The organism is Streptomyces sp. NPDC014889 (assembly GCF_043081205.1).
Taxonomy (GTDB): domain Bacteria; phylum Actinomycetota; class Actinomycetes; order Streptomycetales; family Streptomycetaceae; genus Streptomyces.
This window is the reverse complement of the sequence record NZ_JBIBWH010000013.1, coordinates 123,473-145,499: the sequence shown is the minus strand read 5'-3', so window position 1 is coordinate 145,499 and position 22,027 is coordinate 123,473. Positions and strand designations below refer to the sequence as shown.

Annotated in this window: 20 protein-coding genes, 3 pseudogenes and 1 riboswitch; of the genes and pseudogenes, 7 read left to right on the top strand and 16 right to left on the bottom strand. The window is 71.1% G+C overall.

The features are described 5' to 3' along the window. Positions 1 to 126 precede the first annotated feature (126 nt). Complete coding sequence (locus tag ACF09J_RS25930) at positions 127 to 669, bottom strand: MOSC domain-containing protein (RefSeq protein WP_392307828.1); 543 nt, start codon at positions 667 to 669, stop codon at positions 127 to 129. A 155-nt stretch (positions 670 to 824) separates the two neighbouring features. On the opposite strand from ACF09J_RS25930, the gene ACF09J_RS25925 reads away from it, so the two are divergent. Together ACF09J_RS25925 and ACF09J_RS25920 are read left to right on the top strand one after the other, a co-directional pair. Further along, complete coding sequence (locus ACF09J_RS25925; protein ID WP_392307827.1) at positions 825 to 1,517, top strand: hypothetical protein; 693 nt, start codon at positions 825 to 827, stop codon at positions 1,515 to 1,517. Further along, complete coding sequence (locus ACF09J_RS25920) at positions 1,514 to 2,158, top strand: HAD-IA family hydrolase (RefSeq protein ID WP_392307826.1); 645 nt, start codon at positions 1,514 to 1,516, stop codon at positions 2,156 to 2,158. Before ACF09J_RS25925 ends, ACF09J_RS25920 begins: the two co-directional genes overlap by 4 nt. Positions 2,159 to 2,263: 105 nt before the next feature. Here ACF09J_RS25920 and ACF09J_RS25915 read toward each other — a convergent pair. The 7 genes and pseudogenes from ACF09J_RS25915 to ACF09J_RS25885 all read right to left on the bottom strand — a co-directional run. Continuing rightward, positions 2,264 to 2,452 (bottom strand): annotated as a pseudogene (locus tag ACF09J_RS25915) (ATP-binding cassette domain-containing protein); the annotation flags it as partial. A gap of 40 nt (positions 2,453 to 2,492) precedes the next feature. After that, positions 2,493 to 2,556: riboswitch (Fluoride riboswitch) on the bottom strand. Positions 2,557 to 2,936: 380 nt separating this feature from the next. Beyond that, complete coding sequence (locus ACF09J_RS25910) at positions 2,937 to 3,545, bottom strand: ATP/GTP-binding protein (RefSeq protein WP_392307825.1); 609 nt, start codon at positions 3,543 to 3,545, stop codon at positions 2,937 to 2,939. Next, positions 3,532 to 3,888, bottom strand: a complete 357-nt coding sequence (locus ACF09J_RS25905) for a DUF742 domain-containing protein (protein WP_392307824.1) — start codon at positions 3,886 to 3,888, stop codon at positions 3,532 to 3,534. Before ACF09J_RS25905 ends, ACF09J_RS25910 begins: the two co-directional genes overlap by 14 nt. A gap of 1 nt (position 3,889) precedes the next feature. Beyond that, positions 3,890 to 4,318 (bottom strand): roadblock/LC7 domain-containing protein, encoded by a 429-nt coding sequence (locus tag ACF09J_RS25900; protein WP_392307823.1) that lies wholly within the window; start codon positions 4,316 to 4,318, stop codon positions 3,890 to 3,892. A gap of 10 nt (positions 4,319 to 4,328) precedes the next feature. Continuing rightward, complete coding sequence (locus ACF09J_RS25895; RefSeq protein WP_392307929.1) at positions 4,329 to 6,773, bottom strand: nitrate- and nitrite sensing domain-containing protein; 2,445 nt, start codon at positions 6,771 to 6,773, stop codon at positions 4,329 to 4,331. 173 nt (positions 6,774 to 6,946) lie between these two features. Beyond that, positions 6,947 to 7,948 (bottom strand): substrate-binding domain-containing protein, encoded by a 1,002-nt coding sequence (locus ACF09J_RS25890; RefSeq protein WP_392307822.1) that lies wholly within the window; start codon positions 7,946 to 7,948, stop codon positions 6,947 to 6,949. A gap of 512 nt (positions 7,949 to 8,460) precedes the next feature. Continuing rightward, a pseudogene (locus ACF09J_RS25885) lies at positions 8,461 to 8,835 on the bottom strand (amidohydrolase family protein); the annotation flags it as partial. On the opposite strand from ACF09J_RS25885, the gene ACF09J_RS25880 reads away from it, so the two are divergent. Continuing rightward, the gene (locus ACF09J_RS25880) at positions 8,749 to 9,240 is read left to right on the top strand and encodes a FadR/GntR family transcriptional regulator (protein WP_392307821.1); all 492 of its coding nucleotides are present in this window, start codon (positions 8,749 to 8,751) and stop codon (positions 9,238 to 9,240) included. The pseudogene ACF09J_RS25885 and the gene ACF09J_RS25880 overlap by 87 nt on opposite strands. Positions 9,241 to 9,589: 349 nt before the next feature. Here the strand turns inward: ACF09J_RS25880 and ACF09J_RS25875 are convergent, their stop codons facing one another. After that, entirely contained in the window at positions 9,590 to 10,924 is a 1,335-nt protein-coding gene (locus ACF09J_RS25875; protein ID WP_392307820.1) for a hypothetical protein, read from the bottom strand. A gap of 324 nt (positions 10,925 to 11,248) precedes the next feature. Here ACF09J_RS25875 and ACF09J_RS25870 point away from each other — a divergent pair, with 324 nt between their 5' ends. Together ACF09J_RS25870 and ACF09J_RS25865 are read left to right on the top strand one after the other, a co-directional pair. Then, positions 11,249 to 12,064: an SAM-dependent methyltransferase gene (locus ACF09J_RS25870; RefSeq protein ID WP_392307819.1), complete on the top strand. Its 816-nt coding sequence runs from the start codon at positions 11,249 to 11,251 to the stop codon at positions 12,062 to 12,064. 93 nt (positions 12,065 to 12,157) lie between these two features. Continuing rightward, positions 12,158 to 13,126 (top strand): nitrilase-related carbon-nitrogen hydrolase, encoded by a 969-nt coding sequence (locus tag ACF09J_RS25865; RefSeq protein WP_392307818.1) that lies wholly within the window; start codon positions 12,158 to 12,160, stop codon positions 13,124 to 13,126. Positions 13,127 to 13,141: 15 nt separating this feature from the next. Here ACF09J_RS25865 and ACF09J_RS25860 read toward each other — a convergent pair whose 3' ends face one another. The 5 genes and pseudogenes from ACF09J_RS25860 to ACF09J_RS25840 all read right to left on the bottom strand — a co-directional run bounded on the left by ACF09J_RS25860 (position 13,142) and on the right by ACF09J_RS25840 (position 16,922). Next, complete coding sequence (locus ACF09J_RS25860) at positions 13,142 to 14,017, bottom strand: PhzF family phenazine biosynthesis isomerase (RefSeq protein ID WP_392307817.1); 876 nt, start codon at positions 14,015 to 14,017, stop codon at positions 13,142 to 13,144. 45 nt (positions 14,018 to 14,062) lie between these two features. Then, positions 14,063 to 15,001 carry a GlxA family transcriptional regulator gene (locus ACF09J_RS25855; RefSeq protein WP_392307816.1) on the bottom strand — a complete coding sequence of 313 codons (939 nt, stop codon included), beginning with the start codon at positions 14,999 to 15,001 and terminating at the stop codon, positions 14,063 to 14,065. 51 nt (positions 15,002 to 15,052) lie between these two features. After that, positions 15,053 to 15,505: pseudogene (locus ACF09J_RS25850) on the bottom strand (kinase); the annotation flags it as partial. 30 nt (positions 15,506 to 15,535) lie between these two features. Continuing rightward, positions 15,536 to 16,024: a DUF4265 domain-containing protein gene (locus tag ACF09J_RS25845; RefSeq protein WP_392307815.1), complete on the bottom strand. Its 489-nt coding sequence runs from the start codon at positions 16,022 to 16,024 to the stop codon at positions 15,536 to 15,538. A 196-nt stretch (positions 16,025 to 16,220) separates the two neighbouring features. After that, positions 16,221 to 16,922 carry a DUF305 domain-containing protein gene (locus ACF09J_RS25840; protein ID WP_392307814.1) on the bottom strand — a complete coding sequence of 234 codons (702 nt, stop codon included), beginning with the start codon at positions 16,920 to 16,922 and terminating at the stop codon, positions 16,221 to 16,223. 65 nt (positions 16,923 to 16,987) lie between these two features. On the opposite strand from ACF09J_RS25840, the gene ACF09J_RS25835 reads away from it, so the two are divergent. Further along, positions 16,988 to 18,490 (top strand): LVIVD repeat-containing protein, encoded by a 1,503-nt coding sequence (locus ACF09J_RS25835; protein ID WP_392307813.1) that lies wholly within the window; start codon positions 16,988 to 16,990, stop codon positions 18,488 to 18,490. An 82-nt stretch (positions 18,491 to 18,572) separates the two neighbouring features. Here the strand turns inward: ACF09J_RS25835 and ACF09J_RS25830 are convergent, their stop codons facing one another. Continuing rightward, positions 18,573 to 19,421 (bottom strand): arylamine N-acetyltransferase, encoded by an 849-nt coding sequence (locus ACF09J_RS25830; protein ID WP_392307812.1) that lies wholly within the window; start codon positions 19,419 to 19,421, stop codon positions 18,573 to 18,575. A gap of 275 nt (positions 19,422 to 19,696) precedes the next feature. Between ACF09J_RS25830 and ACF09J_RS25825 the strand changes: the two genes are divergently transcribed. Next, positions 19,697 to 21,238, top strand: coding sequence for a M28 family metallopeptidase (locus tag ACF09J_RS25825; RefSeq protein ID WP_392307811.1), 1,542 nt, complete (start codon positions 19,697 to 19,699; stop codon positions 21,236 to 21,238). A gap of 71 nt (positions 21,239 to 21,309) precedes the next feature. On the opposite strand, the gene ACF09J_RS25820 is transcribed toward ACF09J_RS25825, so the two are convergent. Further along, positions 21,310 to 22,017: a B3/4 domain-containing protein gene (locus ACF09J_RS25820; protein ID WP_392307810.1), complete on the bottom strand. Its 708-nt coding sequence runs from the start codon at positions 22,015 to 22,017 to the stop codon at positions 21,310 to 21,312. Positions 22,018 to 22,027 lie beyond the last annotated feature (10 nt).

Here is a 22,027-nt window from a genome sequence, read left to right as displayed (position 1 = left end):
CTCGCCGAGATGCTGGCACGAGATGCCGCAGAAGGCATGATGAGCCACGGCCGCGCGGGCCTGCTTGAAGTTCACACCACGAGAACCCGCACGACCATCGACGTCACGACCCGTTCAATAAGGAGGTCAGACCCGGTCGAGGGGCCGATGCGGCCCGTCCGGGAGCTCCACGGTGATCGTGTCGCCGGGACGCACCACGCCGCCCGCCTGGACGACGCTCATGATCCCGGCCTTCCGCACGATGTTCCCGGCCTCGTTGCGGCCGACGACCTTCTTCAGCAAGCCGTCCTGGAAGTGGTCGATCTGCAGGCAGGGATTACGCAGGCCGGTGACCTCCACGATCGCGTCGTCGCCGATGCGCAGCAGTGTCCCGACGGGAAGGCCGAGCAGGTCGATGCCGCTCGTGGTGATGTTCTCGCCGAGTTCGCCGGGCGCCACGTTGAATCCCTCTTCGCCGACTTCGGCGAAGAGTTCCTCGTGAATGAGGTGGACCTGGCGCAGGTTCGGCTGGGTGGGGTCCTGCGCGACACGCGAGCGGTGCTTGACCGTGACGCCGGCGTGCACGTCCCCCTCCACCCCGAGCCCGGCAAGCAACATGATGCCGGCCCGGTTGGGCTTGGTGAACGAGTATTCGCTGTTGCTGCTGACTGCAGTTACCGTCCCGCTCATCCCGCGGACCCCCTGTTGGTAGCGATGATTCACCACGAGCCTAGCCCGCGGACCTCAGCACACAGGATCCCTGCGATCAATCGCGGGACTCCACGCGCCCTGCCGGAGCAAGCCTCCGAGCGAACCCCGTCAGTAGCAGATGGCAGGCTTACGGGGTGCTGATTGAGGGATACAACGGCGGCCCGCTGGTCGCCGGAGAGCCGCTGGTGGACCGTCCAGGCTTCTGGTCGAACCACCTGTGGGGCCCGTGTTGTCGTGATGCGGGTGCTGAGCCGGAGTGGTTCGGCGATGACGGAGCTGATGTCGACGCCATGTCCGAGGTGCTCATGGACCCGGAGCGGTGGCCGGTGTTCCGGATGCCGGTCGAGGGCGGGTACGAGGCCGTGGCGGTCTACCGCAATCTTGTCGGCGACTACGGCGTCGACTACTTGTTCACGCATCCGAACTGGAGCAGGGCCCAGCAAATCGGCAGCTGGGACGGGGACTTGCACGGGGACACACTGACGTGGCGTGAACTCATCCGCATCGTCGACAGCCCGAACTCCACAGCCGAAGGGATCGAGGACCCGGCTGCCCGACTTCTGCTGCTGCTTCCCTTGCTCACCGAGCAGGCCCTACCGGATGAGGCAGCTGCGACGCTCACCGCCGCTCTGACTGCTGTAGGAGCCTCTCAGGACACCGCCCCGATCACGGCACTGCACCTGCTCGAGCACTCAGCCGGGAGCACATGGCACGACCCCACATGGCGCTCACCGCTCAGTGGCAGCTCAAACCCTCCTGGCCCTACCGAAAGCGGAGTCCTGGCGCGCTTGGGTATCACGGCTCTCACCGGCGGGGAGGGATCATGACGCTCGGTGCGGTGTTGTTCGACGTGGACGGGGTCCTGCTCGACTCGACTGAGGCGCATCGGCGGGTGTGGGGTGCCTGGGCGGGGCTGCGGGGCCTGGATGCCGGTGTGGTTTGGCCGTTGACCTTCGGTCGGCGGCCGGAGGACACGGTGAGGCTGACAGCCCCGCAACTGGATCCCTCGCAAGAGCGCTTGGTGCTCGACCGGCTCCTGGACCAGCAGCGGGCTGCCTTTCCGGTGGTGGACGGCGCCGTGGAGCTGTTGTTGGCGCTGCCCGTGGACGCTTGGGCCATCGTGACCTCCGGCGACCGGGGGGCCGTGCATGCCAGGTTCGCGGTGGCGGGTCTTCCGCTGCCGCGGGTTCAGGTTTATGGGGCCGATGTCGTGCAGGCCAAACCCGCGCCCGAGTGCTATCTGAAGGCGGCCGCGGCTCTCGGCCTGGAACCGTCGGCGTGTCTGGTCGTGGAGGACGCGCCGGCCGGAGTGGCCGCCGGGAAGGCGGCCGGGTGTCGGGTCGCCGGCTTCACCTCGACGCATGACCGGGACGATCTGCGCCCGGCGGACCTGTTTTTCGACACTCACGCGGATACGGCCGACTATCTGAAGACGGTCGGACTGCTGTCGACCGGCTCTTTGACCTAGAAGAACCGACGGTCTGGTCTTGCCCCTCCCCGGGTCAGCGGGCTCGCTCGGCGTGGGCCCTGGTGCGCGCGAGACGGTACGCCTCGGTGCCGGTCTGGATGATCGCGCTGGGAACGCGTCACCGCTGGACGGCCGCTCAAGTCCGGCCATGATCCGCAGAAGGGTGGACTTGCCCATGCCGTTCGGCCCGACCACGCCGACCTTCGCGCCGGGGAGGAAGGCGAGGGTGACGTCGTCGAGAACGACCTTGTCGCTGTGGGCCATGCGTGCCTTGCGCATCGTGTACACATACATCCGCGGTGCCTCCGTGGGCCGGGCCGCCGGGCGGCGACCGGTGACGCCAGAGGCCATCAGCACGGGACGTGCGGTCGAGGGCGAGCCTCATCGCCCCTCACCTTCATGGTGCGCCCACCCGGCCCGTCATGCCGACCCACCTCGGCACTCGCCCAGCCGCGGGGACGTGTGGTTCACCCACCTCCAGCCGGAACGTGCGTCTCCCGTCGGACTGCCGCTCGGCACGCAGGGACGCGCCCCCTGTGCCGGAGGGGCCGGTCGTACACCGCGGCAGGTCAACGAACGGCGCTCGAGGGGGGCAGGCGGTGGGGAAGCAGCCCAGCTCGTCCTTGTGGCGGGCGGGGCCCTGATGTGCTTTCAGGACTTGAGATGAAAGGCGAGTTCACGGGACAGCGTCTGAAGGAAGCCCGGGATGTGGCCCGGGACGCAGCGCTACAGCCTCCCGCGGCCGGCCCGCCGCTGACGTCCGCTCGCATCCCGGTCCTCACCCGCGAACCCGGGCCGCCGCGGTCGTCCGGGCGGCTGAGGCGATCAGTTGGTCGACCAGGGCGATCAGGACGTCGCGGCACGACTCGCGGTCGCGTGCGTCGCACAGCAGTACCTGGGCGTGCTCGGGCAGGGCCAGAGACTCCCGGATCTCCGCCGGAGGATAGGGGTGCCGTCCGTGGAAACCGTTGACGCCGACGACGAAGGGAATGTTCCGGCTCTCGAAGAAGTCGATGGCGGCGAAGCTCGTCTCCGGCCGGCGGACGTCGATCAGGACGACGGCGCCGAGCGCGCCCACGGCCAGGTCGTTCCACATGAACCAGAACCGCTGCTGACCGGGTGTGCCGAAGAGATACAGCACCAGGTCCCGGCTCACCGTGATCCGGCCGAAGTCCAGGGCCACCGTGGTGGCTTGCTTGTGCTCGATGCCGTCGAGGTCGTCGACGCCCAGGCCCGCCGCGGTCAGCGGCTCCTCGGTGCGCAGCGGGACGATCTCGCTGACCGATCCGACCATGGTGGTCTTGCCGACCCCGAAGCCCCCGGCGATCAGGATCTTCGCTGTGTCGGGGGCCGACGACGGCCGAACGGTGGTGTCAGAGCCGGCCAAGGCCGTCCCTCACTTTCTGCAGAAGGTCCAGGTCCAGGGTGCGGGAGACCGGGGACGGCCGGCGCACGGTGATCCGTCCGGCGTCCAGCAGATCGCAGAGCATGATCACCACCACGCTCACCGGAAGATCGAGATGGGCGGCGAGCTCCGCCACGGTGATGGGCTCCGCGCACCGCTTCAGGATCCGCGCGTGTTCGGGCTGGAGCCGGACGGCCTGTTCGGGCGGCGGATCCACGGCCGTCACCATCGTGATGAGGGTGAAGTCGGCGCGGCTGGGACGGGTGCGTCCACTGGTCAGGGTGAACGGCCGAACGAGCCGTCCCGCCGCGTCGCCTCCGCTCACCTCACTCGCCGTCGCCGGACGCGTCGGCACCCGCGCGCGGGGCCGCACTCAGATGCTCGCCGATCTTCTTCACCAGCATGTTCATCTGGTACGCCACCACGCCGACGTCGGCGCCGGGGCCGGTGAGAACGACCAGGTGGGCACCCGGTCCGGCCGAGGTGAGAATCAGATAGGTGTGGGCCAGCTCGATGAGCGCCTGCCGCACCGGGCCGCCGCCGAAGTCCATGCTGACGCCCTTGCTGAGGCTCATCAGGCCGGACGAGGTCGCCGCCAGCCGCTCGGCGTCGTCGCGCGGGAATCCGATGGACTTGCTGACGACCAGTCCGTCCTCGGAGAGCACGACGGCGTGGTTGACGTCGGCGACCCGTTCCACGAGACCGGTCAGCAGCTGGTCGAGCTGGGTGTGTGTGGCGGGGGTGGGGCGTGTCATATGGGTTCCTTCATGTGCGGTCGGCGGGCGAAGTCGAGGGTGGGTGTCCTCCGGGCTCGAACACGGTCGAGGCCTCGGGGACGGCGGCGCCTGCGGCGGGGACGCGCTCGTCGGGGCCGTCCGGTGCAGCGGCCTCCTCCGGGTCGCCGGCCCGCTCCGGGGTGGCGTCGTGTTGTGCCCGGCGTGTGCCGCGCTGGAAGCCGGCCAGGGAGGAGGCGGCGCGTTCGGCGGTGAAGTCGTCGAGGCGGTCGTCCTCGACGGCCGGCGCGAACTCCCCGCGCAGCTCGGCGGCCAGGCTGGTCTGCGGCACCCGGCGCGGCAGCGGCGACAGCCCGGGCTCACGTGTCCGTTCCGTCTCGCCCCTGCCGTCACCCGCGCGGGAGGCGTTCTGCCCCGCGGACGGCGTTCTCCGCCGGGCCGCGGCAGCGGGGGCCGGGCTCTCGTGGGGTCGTTCCGGGCCCACCGGCGCGGGCACCCGCGCGGGCTCGGACGCCTGAGGCCGGGTCCGCGGCGAGCCGGTTGCCTCGGGCACCACGATGTCGTGCGGGACGAGCACGATCGCGCTGGTCCCGCCGTACGGCGAGGAGCGCAGGGTCACGGTGATGCCGTGCCGGGTGGCCAGGCGGGCGACCACGAACATGCCGAGCCGCAGGTCGTCGGCGAGCGCCACCACATCGAACTGCGGGGCCTCGGCCAACTGGGCGTTGAGCTGGGCGTAGTCCTCCTCGGACATACCGAGGCCGCGGTCCTCGATCTCGATGACCAGGCCCTTGGCCACCATCGCGGCCCGCACTCCGACGGGGCTCGGTGCGGCGGAGTACGCGGTCGCGTTGTCGATGAGCTCGGCCAGCAGGTGGATCACGTCGGCCACGGCGGGCGGGGCTAGGTACACCTCCTCCTCGGTGTGCACCTCCACTCGCTGGTACTCGGCGACCTCGCCGACGGCGCCGCGCAGGATGTCGATCAGCGCGACCGGTTCGGTCCAGCTGCGCCGGGGCTGCTCGCCGCTGATGATGACGAGATTCTCCTCGTATCGGCGCAACTGGCTGGCCGTGGAATCCAGTTCGTACAGGCCCTGGAGGAACTCCGGGTCCTGGTGCCGTCGTTCCAGCGCGTCGAGCTTGCTGAGCTGCAGGTTGATCAGGTTCTGGCTCTGCCGGGCGATGCCGAGGATGACCTTCTGGAAGCCGCGCCGGGTGTCGGCGAGTTCCACCGCGGTGTGCACGGCCGTACGTTGCGCGGTGTTGAACGCCTGGGCGACCTGGCCGAGTTCGTCGGTGCCGTAGTCCAGCGGCGGCGTCGCGGACTCCGCGTCCACCTTCTCGCCGCGCTCCAGCCGGGCCACCACGTCGGGCAGACGCTCCTCCGCGAGGCGGAGCGTGGCGATCCTCAGCCCCAGCAGACGCCGGGAGAGGGACCGGGTGATCCGCCAGGACATCCCGACGCACAGGACCAGGGCGGCCAGGCCGGCCGCGCTCAGGACGGCGGCCTTCAGCAGCAGCCCGTGCGCCCGGTCGGCACTGCGGTCGAGCAGCTCGGCCGTCTGCTGCCGGATCAGTGCCGAGTACTGGACGGACAGCTTGTCGATCGCGGCGGTCCATCGCTCGCGTGCGTCCGGCAGCGGGATCCCGCGCGCGCCGGCGGCCTTGTCGCGGGCCGAGAGCACCCGGTCCTCGGTGGCCTCGAGCGTCCGCCACTCCGGCGACCGCAGGATCCGTTCGGTCTGGGTCTTCGTGCTGCCCTGGAGCGAGGGGACGATCTGGTCCTCGACGAGCCAGCGGCGGGTGTGGACCAGTTGGGCGAACCTGTCCCACGCCTCCTTGTCCATGTGCCCGGCGGACCAGGCCAGGGTGAGCTGCGCGTCCTCCTGGGAGACCAGCTCCGCGGCGTGCTCCAGGGCCACGAGCGGACCGGCCTGGGAGGTGAGGTCGCCGTCGTCGACCTGGGAGAGCTCCTGGAAGGCGTGGATCTGGTCGTCGATGATCGCGGTGTACTGGTCCAGGGCCTGCTCACCGGTGATGTCGGACGGTTTGTCCACCTGGCCCCGGTAGTACTCCAGGCTGCCCACCGACGCGACGACCGAGTACATCCGGTTCTTGATGCGAGCGGGGGCCTGCCTGATCGAGTCGGCCTGACGGAGCAGTTCGGCCACCGCCTTGTCCGTGGTCCTGCGCTGCGCGTCGAGAGCGGCCCGGGAACCGTGCGGGGACGCCAGCCACGCCGCCGACAGCCCGCGCTCCTGCTGGAGGGCGAGGGCCGCGTCGGTGCCCATGGCGCCGGTCGACCTGCTCAGCGCCGTCTGTGAGCGCAGCCGGAGCCCCTCGGAGAACATCTGGGTCGTGGTCACACCCCACATGCCGGCGAGCGCGACAGTGGGGACCAGGGCCAGAAGGATCAGCGAGAGCCGTATGGAACCGAGACGGCGCCGGGGACCTTTCGGTGTCCGTGGAGACATCATCGTCCTAGAGCGATCTGCGAGGAGACAGGGGCGGGGTAACGAGCGGGCGGGGGTGACGGCGCGTCCGGTACGGGACGGCAGGCGCGGGGGACGTCGTGCGCGCGGACGTCCGGTCGGACGGCGAAGGATCGTTCCGTCATGTCACCGGCGTCCCGTGCCACGGCATGTCCTCAGCGCGTGCCGCCGGCGGCAAGCTTCGCCACCGACGCGACGTTCGCCTTGGTCACGAAGGCGGGACCGGTGAGCACCGGAGCGACACCGCCGCCGCTGACATTGCCGTTGGACTTGTAGAGCCAGAGCGCGTCCACGGCGAGGTAGCCCTGGAGATAGGGCTGCTGGTCCACCGCGAACTGCACGTCCCCGTCCTGGACCGCCTTGACCAGGTCCTTGTTCAGGTCGAAGGTGGCGACGTGCGCCCTGCTGCCCGCCTTGTGGACGGACTTGACGGCGGCCAGCGCGAACTGGGCGCCGTTGGTGACCACTTCGTCGATGTCCGGGTCCAACCGCAGCCGGGCCGCGACCGATTCGGTCAGCGCGTCCATGTCGGTGCCGTCGCTGTAGATCAGGTCGGTCCTGCCGTCGAAGGCCTTCTTCACGCCGGCGCAGCGTGCCTCGAGGGCGATGTTGCCCCGTTCGTGGATGACGCACAGGGCGTGCTTGGCCCCCAGGTCGTCCAGCTTGTCACCGACCGCCCGGCCCGCGACGCTCTCGTCCTGGCCGAAGTACTGCAGCGCCCCGCTGGAACGCCAGGCGTCGATACCGGAGTTGAGCCCGACCACCGGGATGCCCGCCGCCTTGGCCTCCGCGATCGGCCCCTTCATCGCGTCCGGCTTGGCCAGGGTCAGCGCGATGCCGTCGGCCCCGTCCCGGATCGCGTCCCGCACCAGCTCCGCCTGCCGGGCGGCATCGGGGTCGCTCACGTAGGTCAGCTCGATGCCGTCCTTCGCGGCGGCCACCTCGGCGCCCCTGCGGACCAGTTGCCAGAAGGCGTCCCCCTCCGCCTCGTGGGTGACCATGGCGACCTTGAGCCCGGACCCGCCGGACGCCCGCGTGCCGGAGTCGGAGTCGCCGGAGCCGGAGCAGCCGGCCAGGAGCAGGCAGACGGCGACGGCTGCCGTCACGGCGGTGCCGGGGGAGGATCTGCGGAACGTGTGTGGGGGAGGAGTCGTCATGAGGGTGCGGTACCTCACTGTGCAGCCGAGCATGTAGCAAACGGAGGAAGGGACGGGGCGGAGGGCCTGCGGACGTACGACCGGGCGGATGGCTCTCGTTCAGCCGGAGCCAACCGCGTGTGACGTCCGGTAGTCAAGTGATCCGCCACCTGTCGTGGCTTGTTGCTGCCGCATTGTGATCATCTGCCTGGTCGGCGGCACGGCTGAGGTCCGCCACGTCCTGCGCGCCGGACGCCTGAACCCTTGCGCTTGGGCCCAGCTGAGTTTGCGGGCCCCTTCGTCACGCTTATATGGTCCGACGCGTTGGAGAGCGGCGACCGCGGGAGTACGAGGAGCGGCGCGCCGAACTCGGCCGGAAACAAGGGCTGATCGCCACCTACGTCGGCATGTTCGGAAACAACGCGGCCGACCGGGAATCTGGTTCTGCCCGGGGACGAAGCGCGCCGTGCGGCCACCGTGGCCGCACAGCACGCTCAGCCGCGCCCGAGAGGCGCCGCTCGCGCGGCCGGCCGTCAGGTGCCGACGACGACGCCGTTGGCGATCACCGCGCTCGGCTTCCTCAGCACGGTGAGGTCCTCCAGAGGACTGCCGTCGAGGAGCACCGCGTCGCCACGGAAGCCCTGGACCAGCCGCCCGGCGCTGCCGCTCAGCCCGGTCAGCCGGGCTGCGGTCGTCGTGGCGGTGCGGATGGCGTCCAGGGCCGGCAGGCCGGCCTCGTGCATCAGTACCACCTCGCCGCCGATCGGATCGATCTGCCCGCCGGAGGAGTCGGTGCCCGCCGCCACCGGGACACCCAACTCGTGTGCCGTGCGCACGGCTTGCCGCAGTACGGGGAGGAACTCGCGCCCGCGCGCGGCGAGCACGGGGTCGTCGGATCCGGCCAGACCCGGGCCAGGACCGCCGACATCCTCGCGGTCCGCCGCGGCCTGGACATCGTCGCCGCCCGCCTCGCCGGCATGACGCGCACCGACGACGACCTCGGCGCGCTGGGCGAAGCCATGCAACGCAGGGAAGCCGCGGGCCGGGCCGGGGACCTGGACGCCTTCACCGACGCCGACGTCGACTTCCATCTGCGCATCGCCGAGGCGTCCCACAACCCGCTGCTCAGCGATCTGTACCGGAACATGAGCGACGCCCTGTGGGAGACCGTCAAGGCCAACCAGTGCATGGTCGACGCCGGCGACGACCCGTTCCACACGGCGCTGTTCGAGGCCGTGCGCGCCGCCGACCCGGTCGCCGCGACCGCGGCGGCGCTCGCCATTCTGGACGACTATCCGGAGGCCGGGGCGTGAGCGATCAGCGGCCGGCCGCGCCTCCGCCGCCCCCGTCGTCCGGGTCGCGCGCCGTCCCACGGGTCATACGGGTGGCGAGGCGGTAGCCGACGAGGACGTCGCGGTACTCCCGGCCGGGGGCGACCTTGTCGGGGAGGTTGGTCCGCTCGCTGCGGGACGACGACTCCCGTTCGCCGGACCCGGGGAAACCGACGGCCGTCCGGGGTTCCTCCTCGAAGCGGAGGCGGTCACCGCGGACCGTTGCCTCGAACGAGATGTCCGGCTCCGGTGATCCGCCGGAGCCGCGCCCGGCGGGGGACCGGCCCGTCGATCCGGTGGCGGCGTCGCCCGACCCTCGGCCGCCGGGCGTTCAAGGTGGTTCGTCCCCCCGTTCCGGGGCACGGCGGCGGGCGGGTCGGGCCGGCTTCTCGTGGTGGCCGTCGGCATCGCCGTCGTCGTGACGGGGACGGCGGCCCCGAACGGGTCGCCCCCTTTCGGTGCTGCCGCCTCCGGCGGCGGCCCTCCGCGCGGGCCCGGCCGCTCGCCGCGTCGCCCCGCGTCCGGCCGGCGCGGCATCGCGAGCGGCGCTCCGCGCTGCCCTCGGGGCATCCTCCGCGGAGTCCTCGGCGGTGTCGGCGGTCCGCCGAGCCGTGTCATCCGCCGCTTGCCCGGTCGCGTCACCGGCGGTGTCGGTGGTCCGGCGGGCCGTGCTGCCCGTCGCCCGACCGGCTGCCTCGCCCGCGGTGTCGGCGGCCCTGCCGGCCGCCTCGCCGACCCCTGCGCCGGCAGCGCCCTCCGCCTTCGCCGCGGTGCGCCCGGCGGCCCGGCCGGTCTCCCGGACCGCGCCGCCGACGTCCTCGCCGACGTCGCCCACGGCCCGTCCCGCCCGGCCGCCGACATCCCCCACCGCGCGCCCGGCCTCGCCGCCGACGTCCTTGATGGCGCCGCCCGCTCCCTGACCGACGTCCTGTACGGCGGATCCTGCTCCCCGGCCGACGTCCTCCACCGCCGAGCCGGCACCTCGCCCCACGCCTTCAACGGCGCCGCCTGCCCCGCGCCCGACATTCTGTACGGCGGATCCTGCCCCCTGACCGACGTCCTCCACGGCCGAGCCCGCGCCCCGGCCCACGTCCTCGACGGCCCTTCCCGCCCCGGTGCCGAGTTCGCCGACGGCCTGCCGGGCGCCGCCGCCGACGTCCTGCACCGCCGATCCGACGCCCCGGGCCAGTTCCTCCAGGATCTGCGGGTTGCGGTCGAGGGTGGTGAGCACCCGGTTGATGATCATCGCGACGTTGTCGAGTCTCACCTTGAGCTGGGCCTGCGCCTCCACGCCGGAGATGGCCAGGTGCACCCGCCCGAGGGTGACGTCGGCGCCCACGTTCAGCTTCAGCAGGTCCAGTACCTCGGCCTGGAGCGAGACGTGGGCCCGCAGGTTCTCCACGTCCAGGTCGATCTCGTCGACCTTCAGCAGCGGGACGTCGAGGAAGACGTCGGGAGCCGCATCGGCCCCGCCCCTCCCGGCCGCCGCCTCGCCGCCGGGCAGGACGGCGCCCTCTTCGGCGGCGTCCTCCTCCTCAACGTCCTCGTCCTCGTCCTCGTCGTACGGCCCGGGCTCGGCGTACTCGTCGGAGTCTTCGGCCTCCTCCTCGTCGTACAGCTCGGGCTCCTCGACGGGACCCTCGTCGTTCTCGGCGTCGTCGTGCATCCCTGCACCTCCGCGAGCTCGACGGATGATTCACCCCTTTCATCCCAGTATGGCGTGTCGTCCTACGGCGACAACGGCCGGGGAAGGCCGCCGACGCCGTCGGGGCGGACACGTCCGGCCAGGCTCCGGCGGCTCGCGGCGGGGGAGGCGGCGGCGGGCCGATGGGCCGAACGGGTGAAGGCTTCGTATCGGTCCGGCCGGCTCACCGCGTGCGTCGCGCGGCCGCGACAGGATCGCCCGTCGCAACGGGGCCCACGTGCAAGGGAGTTCCCTATGTCGGCTACGGTGGTCAGCCGACCGGTCAAGTGAGGGGAGCGAGTGCGGATGGACGAGCGTGCGGCGGGTGGTTCGGTGCCGATCGACTCTTCGGTGGCGCATCCCGCGCGGGTCTACAACGTCTGGCTGGGCGGCAAGGACCACTACCTCGTCGACCAGGAGGCGGCCGAACTGGCCGCCGCGGCCAACCCGAAGATCGTTCCGGCGGTCCGGGCCAACCGGGCCTTCCTGGGGCGGGCGGTGCGGCAGTTGGCCGGCAAGGCGGGGATCCGGCAGTTCCTCGACATCGGCACCGGCATCCCGTCGGCCGGCAACACGCACGAGGTGGCGCAGCGCGTCGATCCCGGCGCCCGGGTGGTCTACGTCGACAACGATCCCATCGTCCTGGCTCATGCCCGCGCGCTGCTGGTCAGCACCGAGGAAGGAGCGACGGACTGTCTGGAGGCGGATCTGCGCGACGTGGACCGCATCCTGACGGCGGCTCGGGAGACGCTGGACCTGTCCCAGCCCGTGGGCCTGATGCTCGTGGCGGTCCTGCAGTACGTTCCGGACGCCGACGACCCCCACGGCATCGCCCGGCGGCTCCTCGACGCGCTCGCCCCCGGCAGTCACATCGTCCTCTCCCACCCGGCCGCGGACATCGGGGCCGAGGAGGTCGCCGAGTCGATGCGCGTGTACAACGACCGGGCCGCCCGGCACGCGGGAGCCACGCCCCGCTCCCGTGCCGAGGTCACCCGGTTCTTCGACGGCACGGATCTCCTGGATCCCGGCGTCGTCCAACTGCCGGAATGGCATCCCGACCCGGTGGACGGCCCGTCCCCCGGCGAGCTGCCGATGTGGTGCGGGGTCGGCCGCAAGCCGTGACGGACGCGGACCCGTGCCCCGGCGCGAACCGCTTGGTTCCGTACGCGGCTCGGGGACCCGCCCGCACGATCGGGGCGTCCTAGTCTCGATGCCATGACTTCGCTGCCCTCAGCCGCCGCCGCGGTCCCCGAGTCCCGCCGTACCGTGACCGCCGCCGTCGTCCAGGCGGCCGCCCCGCTGTTCGACACCCGGGCGGCGCTGAAACGCGCCGAGGACCTCATCCGGGAGGCCGCCGACGACCGGGGCGCGGAGGTCGTCGTCCTGCCCGAGGCGTTCCTCGGCGGCTATCCCAAGGGTCTGGACTTCGACATCACCGTCGGCAGCCGCACCCCGGCCGGCCGTGAACTTTTCCGCCGCTACCACGCCGCCGCCATCGACGTCCCCGGCCCCGAGACCGACACCCTGGCCGCCCTCACCCGGGACCTCGGCTGCCACGCCGTCGTCGGCGCCGTCGAACGCCAGGGCGGCACCCTCTACTGCGTCGCCCTGTTCTTCGGTCCCGAGGGCTACCTGGGCCTGCACCGCAAGCTCATGCCGACCGCCGCCGAACGCTATCTGTGGGGTCAGGGCGATGGTTCCACCCTCCCGGTCGTCGACACCGGCACCGCCCGCCTCGGCGCCGCCATCTGCTGGGAGAACTACATGCCGCTGTTCCGTACGGCCATGTACGCCAAGCGCGTCGACCTGTGGTGCGCGCCGACCGTGGACGACCGCGACGCCTGGCAGGCCACCATGCGACACATCGCCCTGGAGGGCCGCTGCTTCGTCCTGAGCGCAGCCCAGTACCTGCGCCGGGAAGCCCTGCCCGCCGACCTCCACCCCGTCCAGGGCGACGCGCCCGACACCGTCCTGATCGGCGGCGGCTCCGTCATCGTCTCCCCGCTCGGCGAGGTCCTCGCCGGCCCGCTGCGGGACGGCGAGGGGATCCTGACCGCCGAACTTGACCTCGACGACCTCGCACGGGCCCGCTTCGACTTCGACCCCACCGGCCACTACGCGCGCCCCGACGTCTTCACCCTCCACGTCGACGAGTCCCCCCGCACCACCGTCACCAGCACCTGACGTGCAACCGTGGCACTAGCCGATGCGGGCCCCCGTGCCGCCGACGCGGACGCGCGGGTCACCCGCGCGCAGGGTCACCGTGAGTTCGCCGGGGCGGCCGAGGTCCTCGCCCTGATGCAGAGTGAGGACGGCCTCCTCGGGGACCAGGCCGATCTCACGGGCGTACGCGCCGAACGCGGCGGCCGCGGCGCCGGTCGCCGGGTCCTCGACGACGCCGCCGACGGGGAACGGGTCACGGACGTGGAAGACGGTGGGCGACTCCCGCCACACCAACTGGACAGTGGTCAGGTCCAAGCGGTGCATCAGGGCTTCGAGGCGCGGGAAGTCGTAGTCGAGATCCGCCAGGCGTGCGCGCGTTGCCGCCGCGAGGACGAGATGGCGGGCGCCGGCGAACGCGATGCGGGGAGGGAAGGCCGGGTCGAGGTCGGTGACCGGCCAGCCCAGCGCGGCGAGCGCCTCCGTGAGGCCGGCACGGCCGATCTCTTCGATGTGCGGCTCGACGCTGGTGAGTGTGGCCCTGACCGTCCCGCCCTCCTCGGCCACCTCCACCGGTACGGTGCCGGCGCGCGTCGCGAACACCAGCTTCCCGGGGCCCGTCCGCTCGGCGAGCGCGACGGCGGTCGCGACGGTGGCGTGCCCGCAGAACGGCACCTCGGCCTTGGGGCTGAAGTAGCGGATGCTGTACGCCCGTTCCTCCGCGTCACCGAGGCCCTCCGGGGGCGCGGTCAGGAACGCGGACTCCGAGTACCCGAGGTCGGCGGCGATGGCGAGCATGTCGCTCTCGTCCAGGGCGGCGGCGTCCAGGACGACGCCGGCGGGGTTGCCCCCGGCGGGGTCGCTGGAGAAGGCGGTGTAGCGCAGCACCTCGGGCCGCGGCGCGTTCGTCGTCATGTGCGCGGGAACACGGGGCGGGGCCGTGGCTATTCCTGTGCGGCTTCAGCTGAATGAACGGCGGTACGCCTGCGGGCTGACGCCCGTCGTCCGCTTGAAGCGGTCGCGGAACGCTGTGGGTGAGCCGAACCCGACCTGTCCCGCGATCCGTTCCACCGGGTGCTGTGTGGTCTCCAGGAGGTGCTGGGCCTGCCGGATGCGCGCCCGGTGCAGCCATTGGAGCGGGCTGGTGCCGGTCTGCTCGCGGAAGCGGCGCATCAGGGTGCGGGTGCTCACGCCCGTGTGCGCGGCCATGTCGGCGAGGGTCAGGTTCCGGTGCAGGTTGTCCTGGAGCCAGGTGAGCAGGGGTTCGAAGGCGGATCCCTGTGGTGTGGGAGCACGGTTGTGGACGATGAACTGCGCCTGTCCGCCCTCCCGTTCGAGCGGCATGACGGAGAGCCGGGCGGCGTCGGCGGCCACCGCCGAGCCGTAGTCGCCGCGGATCATGTGCAGGCACAGGTCGAGGCCGGCGGCGGCGCCCGCGGAGGTGAGGATCCGGCCGTTGTCGACGTACAGCACATCGGGGTCGACCGTCACCTTCGGATGCAGCGCGGCCAGCAGGTCGGCCGCCATCCAGTGCGTCGTGGCGCGGAGCCCGTCGAGCAGACCGGTGGCGGCCAGCGGGAAGGTGCCCGTGCAGACGGACGCGATCCGGGTGCCGCCCGCGGCGGCGGCCAGCAGCGCCTCGCGGACCTCGGGCGTGAGCGGTGCCGTGGGGGCGGCCGTGCCCGGCACGACGATCGTGTCCGCACCCTTGAGCCCGTCGAGCGCGCGGTGCGCGCGGAGAGTGAACGTGCCCGCGTCGACCTCGGGGCGCTCGGCGCACACGCGGACCTGGTAGCCGGGGCGCCCGTCGGGGAGCCGGGTACGGGAGAAGACCTCGATCGGCGTGGACAGGTCGAAGGGAATCACCTGATCCAGCGCCAGGACGGCGACGGTGTGCATGGCGGGAACATAACGCATCACCGCATTCCCGCCACCGCGCCGGGGGGGGCGTCAGCGGTCCGGGGCCGGGAGCCGGGCCAGGCCGGATTCGAGCATGATCCGGTCGACGGTTGCGGGGGGAGCGCTGTCGGTGCCGATGACGGTCTCGACGCCGCCGGGCAGCAGATCCCGGTCCCGGTACCAGGCGCGCATCTCGGTCTCGCCGTATTCGCCCGCCTGCGGCTTGGTGGCATGCAGGGCGAGGGTTTCCTCGAACGGCACGTCCAGGTAGCAGGCGTGCGTCGGACCGCGGTGGTCGGCGTGCAGCGCCGCGAGCATGTCGCCGTGCCGGTCGGCGTACAGGATGCCCTCCACCACGACGTGGGAGCCGGCCTCGAGGGCGTAGCGGGCGGTCAGGTCGATCAGCCCGATGTCGGCCGCGCCGGGCCGGTCGCGTTCGCGCAGGACGATGCGGCGCAGGTTGTCCTGGCCGACCAGGGCCAGGCCGCGGCCGAACTTCTCGCGGGTGGCCTGGCCGTCGAAGCCTCCCGAGGCTCAGGCGCTCCACCACTCGTCGGTGCCGCAGCCGACCTCGTAGTGCCACCACCCTTCCTCCCGCCCTCGGTTCAGCAGCGCCTTGAGTCCGGCGAAGTCCGCGCCCGCCGGTGCGGTGAAGGCCACCAGGGGGAGGTCCTCGCTGAACACCTCGCCCCCGAGCCCGAACGCCGAAATGCGCTGGTGCACCGCCTGCGGACCGCTTCCCAGGGGGCCGGTGGGCACGGGCACCACGCGGATCGTGCAGTTCCCGGAGGCACTGACCCGTCCGACGGCCCAGTGGCGCCCGTCGGGGTCGGTCCGGTACCGCACCACGTCACCCTCGGCCACCCCGTCCTGAAGGAAGGGGACGTTCCGCACCCTGGCCGTGCTGCCGTCGAGCTTCGTCGCCCAAAGACCCTCGGTGTCCTGGGGAAGCCATCCCTGACGTGGGACGAACCGGAACCAGACCTTGATCTTTTCGACCGCGTTCTCCATGACGGCCATCATGGGCCGACCCGCGACGCCACTCCCCACCGGGCCTGAGCCGGGCAATCAACCGGGCCGGCGCGGGGCTCCGGCCGCGCCCGTCGGCGAGGGCCACCACCCGCAGCACAGGGCTCCTGCGCCGTGCCGCCCGGGGGCGTGAGGCGACCGTGGTCGCTCATCGCGCCGCCGAGCGGCCGGCGGGACGCCGTGCCGGGCGTCAGGGCATCTCGCGCATCCGGCTGATCTCGCTGGTCTGCTGGGCGATCACTTCGTTCGCCATCTCCTCGACCTGTACGTTGTTGCCGTCCGAGAGCACCGAGGTGGCCATGGTGATCGCCCCGTAGTGGTGCGCGATCATGAGGGTCAGGAACAGCTCGTCGAAGGCCACGCCCCGAGCCGCGCGCAACTGCTTCAACTGCGCATCGGTCGCCATGCCGGGCATCGTGGCATGGTCGTGGTCGTGCTCCGAGCCCGCGCCGCCACTTGTGCGCCGCTCCCCGCCGTGGTTCTTCAACCACCCCTTCATGGCGTCGATTTCCGGCCCCTGCCCCGCGGCGATGCGGGAGGCCATCCGCTTCACATCGCCCGACTTCGCCCGGTGGGCGGCGAGTTCGGTCATCTCCAGGGCCTGGCCATGGTGGACGATCATCATCTGGACGTACTCGAAGTCCGCCGCGTTGGGGGAGTCGTCGGGAATCTCCTTCGCGGCGTCCTCCGCGGACAGGGTCCGGGCGGGCTCGCCGGGCTTGCCGGGAGCGATCACCGAGGGACCGGGCGCGCTCCTCTTCTCCGGGGAGTCCGCGCCCGAGTTGCACGCGCCGACGGTGAGAGCGACAAGGGTGAGAGCGGTGACTGCCCGCCACCTGGAACGATCAAAGACTTTCACACGGAACGCATTGCCATCTTTTGATCTGTACATGAAGCGTACGATACTGCGGCTGTCCGTGAACCGTTCCCTTGCGAACGGACACCAGGGAGGAAACAGTGAACCTGTTGAACAGTCCCCGAACACGGCGGAGGCGCCTGGGGGTTGTGGCCGCAGCCACCGGCCTGCTGGCGGCGCTGCTCACCGCGGCTCCGGCCATGGCGACGCCCGACCCCGGCGACGCCACCACCACACCCCAGCGTGTGTCGAAGAGCGACGCGGCCGAGACCAGAACGGCCATCGCCAACGGCGAGATACCCGCGCAGGACGAGATCGTCCACTCCGACAACATCGAACACCTCGCCAACGTCCCCAAGGACGCTCTGAAGGACCTGAACTCCGACCTCGCCTTCCAGGGCAAGTACGCGTTCGCCGGCAACTACGACGGCTTCCGCGTCTTCGACATCAGCAACCCGAAGGCGCCCAAGACGGTTTCCCAGGTGCTGTGCCCGGGATCGCAGAACGACGTGTCCGTCTACGGGAACCTGCTGTTCCTGTCGACCGACTCCTCACGCAGCGACAACTCCTGCTCCAGCACGTCGCAGCCCGCGACCGAGAAGTCGTCGTGGGAGGGCATGAAGATCTTCGACATCAGCAACAAGAAGAGCCCCAAGTACGTCGCGGCCGTCGAGACCAACTGCGGCTCGCACACGCACTCCCTCGTTCCCCATGGCCGCAACGTCTACATCTACGTGTCCTCGTACTCCCCGAGCCCGTCCTTCCCCGACTGCCAGCCCCCGCACGACGGCATCTCGATCATCAAGGTTCCGCGCGACGCTCCCCAGAAGGCCGCGCTCGTCAACTTCGCGGTGCTCTTCCCCGGTGACGGCCCCGACGGTGGCGGCAACCCCGGCGCGCCCACCAACCCGGGTGTCTCCAAGACGACCGGCTGCCACGACATCACCGTGCTGCCGTCCAAGGACCTGGCCGCCGGCGCCTGCATGGGCGACGGCATCCTGATGTCCATCAAGGACCCGGAGCACCCGAAGGTCATCGACCAGGTCCAGGACAACGTCAACTTCGCGTTCTGGCACTCGGCGACCTTCAACCAGACCGCGAAGAAGGTCGTCTTCACCGACGAACTCGGCGGCGGAGGCGCCGCGACCTGCAACGCGGCCATCGGCCCGAACCGCGGCGCCGACGGCATCTACGACATCGTCGGCAAGGGCGACCACCGCAAGCTCGTCTTCCGCGGTTACTTCAAGATCCCCCGCCACCAGGCGGACACCGAGAACTGCGTCGCCCACAACGGCTCGCTGATCCCGGTCAAGGGCCGCGACCTCATGGTCCAGGCCTGGTACCAGGGCGGCGTCTCGGTCTGGGACTTCACCGACTCGACGAAGCCGAAGGAGATCGGCTACTTCGAGCGCGGACCGCTCAGCACCGACAGGCTGACCGTGGGCGGCTCCTGGTCCGCGTACTACTACAACGGCTACATCTACTCGAACGACATCGCCAAGGGCTTCGACGTGCTCAAGGTCAACGACCGGCGCACCGACCCGGCCCGGAAGATCCACCTGGACCAGCTGAACGTCCAGACCCAGCCGGAGTACTTCGACTGACCCGGCCGGCACCACGGCACCGATCCCGCCGGGCGGCCACCGCCCGGCGGGACTCCCGCACTGCTGGTGACGGGCCGTCCGGTCAGCCGGCGCGGGCGGCGAGCCACGCCCGGTGGGCCGACCGCACCCTGGCCCAGAGCGCGGCTCGCTCGTCCTCGCCCACATCCGTGAGGGTGAGCCCGAAGACCTCCGCGAGGGCCGCGAACCAGGCTTCCTCGATGGTCAGTTCGCGCTCCGACCGGCCGTCGCCGTCCGTCCGCACCAGCACGCAGCCCCGCAACTCGTCCGTGCCGGCCGCGTCCCTGCGGACCGCGGAGACGACCCGGACGAACCCCGAACTCGGCGAGGTGGACAACTCCCGGTGCCGCTCGGCGAAGTCCTCCGGACCGGCGGGCGCCATGGTGAAGTCCATCCCGGCGAAGGAGCCACGGGGATCGTGGTCGAAGCGCCACCCGCCGGGCTCGACCGCCGACCGGGAGAGCCGATAGGCGAAGGGCCCCTGCCGGTATTCCCCGGCACGGAGCGGCAGCGGCTCGTACAGCCCGTCACCGAGCCCGACGTCGACGAACCAGGTCTCGCCCTCGCAGACCACCGTGAGCGCCAGATGGTTGGCGTTCGCTCCGGGCGGGTCGGCGGCCGCACTGCCCTGGACTCCGCCGCGGTGCCACGTCACGGCGTACCCCAGGGCGTCGAGCAGGGTGGCGAAGGCTCCGTTGAGATGGAAGCAGTAGCCGCCGCGCCCCCTCAGGATCCGGTCCACCGACTCCTCAGGATCCACCGTGGTCGCCCGCCCCAGATGGATCTCCAGCGTCTCGTACGGCACCCGGGCCACATGAGCGGCGTGCAGCGCCCGCAGCCCCGCCACTGACGGCGCGCCGGGAGCCGCGACCCCCAGCCGCTCCAGATAGCGGCCGACATCAACCTTCGACATGCCGTGGACTGTAGCCAGCACCGGTGACATCAGGTCAACTACCGCTGCTCCGACGGCCGACCGGTGACTTCCGCACCTGTGTGGACGGCGCCGGCGTCGAAGATTCTTGTCAACCCATTACCAAGCGTTTACTGAGCAGATACCTTTCTCCTTGCCGGTGGCAGGGGAACGGTGCGATCCGGTCGTTTCTGCCTGCCCCGGCGTACCGCCGCACGTCCCTCGGCCTGTTTTCGGCCACTACGCCCATTTCTGATGGACTGCCGGAAGGAAGCGTCTTGAACGCTCGGAACCGCCGTACCACGGTAGCCGCCGTATCCGCCGCAGGGCTCATAGCGCCGCTGCTGCTGATCGGTTCGGGCACCGCCTCCGCCCACAGTGACCCTGCCAAGGAGGCTGCCCAGCTCGCGAAGAAGCTCGTCAAGAAGAGCAACGCCGAGGATGCCTACGAGCATCTGAAGAAGTTCCAGCGGATCGCGGACAAGAACGGCAACACCCGGGTGGCCGGGTCGGAGGGGCACCGGCAGTCGGCCGAGTACGTCGAGAGCCTGCTGCGGAAGGCCGGGTACTCGGTGACCCGGAACGAGTTCGACTACCCCTTCACCGAGACGCTGGCGCAGAACCTGCGGGTGGTGTCGCCGCAGCAGCAGGACGTCCCGTTGATCGCCATGACGTACTCGGCCAGCAGCCCGGTCGGCGGCCTCACCGCCCCGGTCGCGGTGGTGCCGGTCGACGACACCACCGGCTGCGAGCCGGGGGACTACGCCTCCGGGACGTTCACCGGCAAGATCGCGCTGATCAAGCGCGGCGGCTGCACCTTCGCGGAGAAGCAGGAGGCCGCCGCCGATGCCGGCGCGGTCGGCGCGATCATCTACAACAACACCGAGGGCGCGCTCAACGGCACCCTGGGCGACCCGTCCGCCGCCAGGATCCCGGCCGGCGGCGTGACGCAGGCGGACGGCGAGGCGCTCGCGGCCAGGGCCGCCGCCGGCGCGGTGACCGTCAACCTGGAGATCCGCACCTTCGCGGAGACCCGGCACACCTACAACGTGATCGCCGAGACCAGGACCGGCAGCGCCGACAACGTGGTGATGTTCGGCGCCCACCTGGACTCGGTGGCGGCCGGCCCGGGCATCAACGACAACGGCTCCGGCTCCGCCGGCATCCTCGACGTGGCCCTGAACCTCGCCCACGAGAAGGTCAAGAACAAGGTGCGTTTCGCCTGGTGGTCGGCCGAGGAGTTCGGCCTGCTGGGCTCGGAGGCGTACGTCGACAGCCTCTCCGCGGCGGACCGTGCGAAGGTCAAGCTGTACCTGAACTTCGACATGATCGCCTCGCCGAACTACGCCCAGTTCGTCTACGACGGCGACGACTCCGACCAGGTCGGCGCGGGCCCCGGCCCTGAGGGCTCGGCGCAGCTGGAGCGGCAGATCACCGACTACCTGGACAGCAGGCGCATCCCGCACGAGGGCACCGACTTCACCGGCCGGTCGGACTACGGGCCGTTCATCGAGGTGGGCATCCCCTCGGGCGGCACGTTCACCGGCGCCGAGGGCATCAAGACGGCCGTGCAGGCAAAGGTGTACGGCGGTAAGGCGGGCGTCGCGTACGACGCCTGCTACCACGCCGCCTGCGACACCCTGAAGAACATCAACATGAAGGCATTCGACGTCAACATCGACGTCATCGCCAACGCGGTGGGCCAGTACGCCTGGGACACCAGCCTCCTGAGCAAGCCGGTGACGCCGCAGAACACCAAGGGCTCGGCGGGCAGCGGCGGCGGCCTGCACGAGGGCCACGACCACGAGGTCACCGAGTAACCGAGTAACTCCCGCTCCGCACAAGGGGAGGGCCGGACTGTCCAGGCTCTCCCCGCACCGGACGCAAGCGGTCAGGTGACGGCGTCGGGGCGGGCGGGGCTCAGGTAGTGCACCGTGGTCTGCTCGGCATGCGGGGCGAGCAGACCCTGGAGTTCGTCCGCCGCGACCTTGAGGATGTCGCCGTCGCGGGTGGCGTGGAGGGTTTCCAGGACGAAGGCGACGTGGGCGGAGTCCTCGGTGACGCGGGTGCGGTGGGCGTCGCGGTGGTTCCAGTGGCGGGTGAGCACCCCATCGGCGTCGGCGTAGATGATCTCGCCGGGCTTGGGGTGCTCGACGGTTCCGGGTTCGCCGAGCGGGGTGAAATCCTCGCTTCCGTCGGCGTACCGGATGTCGACGTCGCCCGTGACGTGGCCCAGGTCGAAGGCGCCGGCGGGCAGTCCGTGGCGCACGGAGACGGAGTTGTAGGAGTCGACCGCCGGGTTGATGCGGGGGAGCGCGCCCTTCTTGGCCATGCGCCGTCCGAGGGCGTCGACACTGGGGCGGATACGCCGGGGGTTGGTGCCGAAGGAGCGGTAGGCGGTGTGCCACGCCTCGACGCGTTGGTCGCTCTCGTCGGCAGGCCGCCATATGCCGAGGGCGAGTTGCTGCTCCAGGTCCTCGACAGCGGTGATGGTGTCGTGCCAGGGCTCGTGGCCGCGCAGCCCGGTGGCGGTGACCAGGGCGATGAGGGTGTCCGGGAAGGCGTCGGCGACGGCGGGGCTGATACGGAAGGCGGTCATGGGCGAGGTC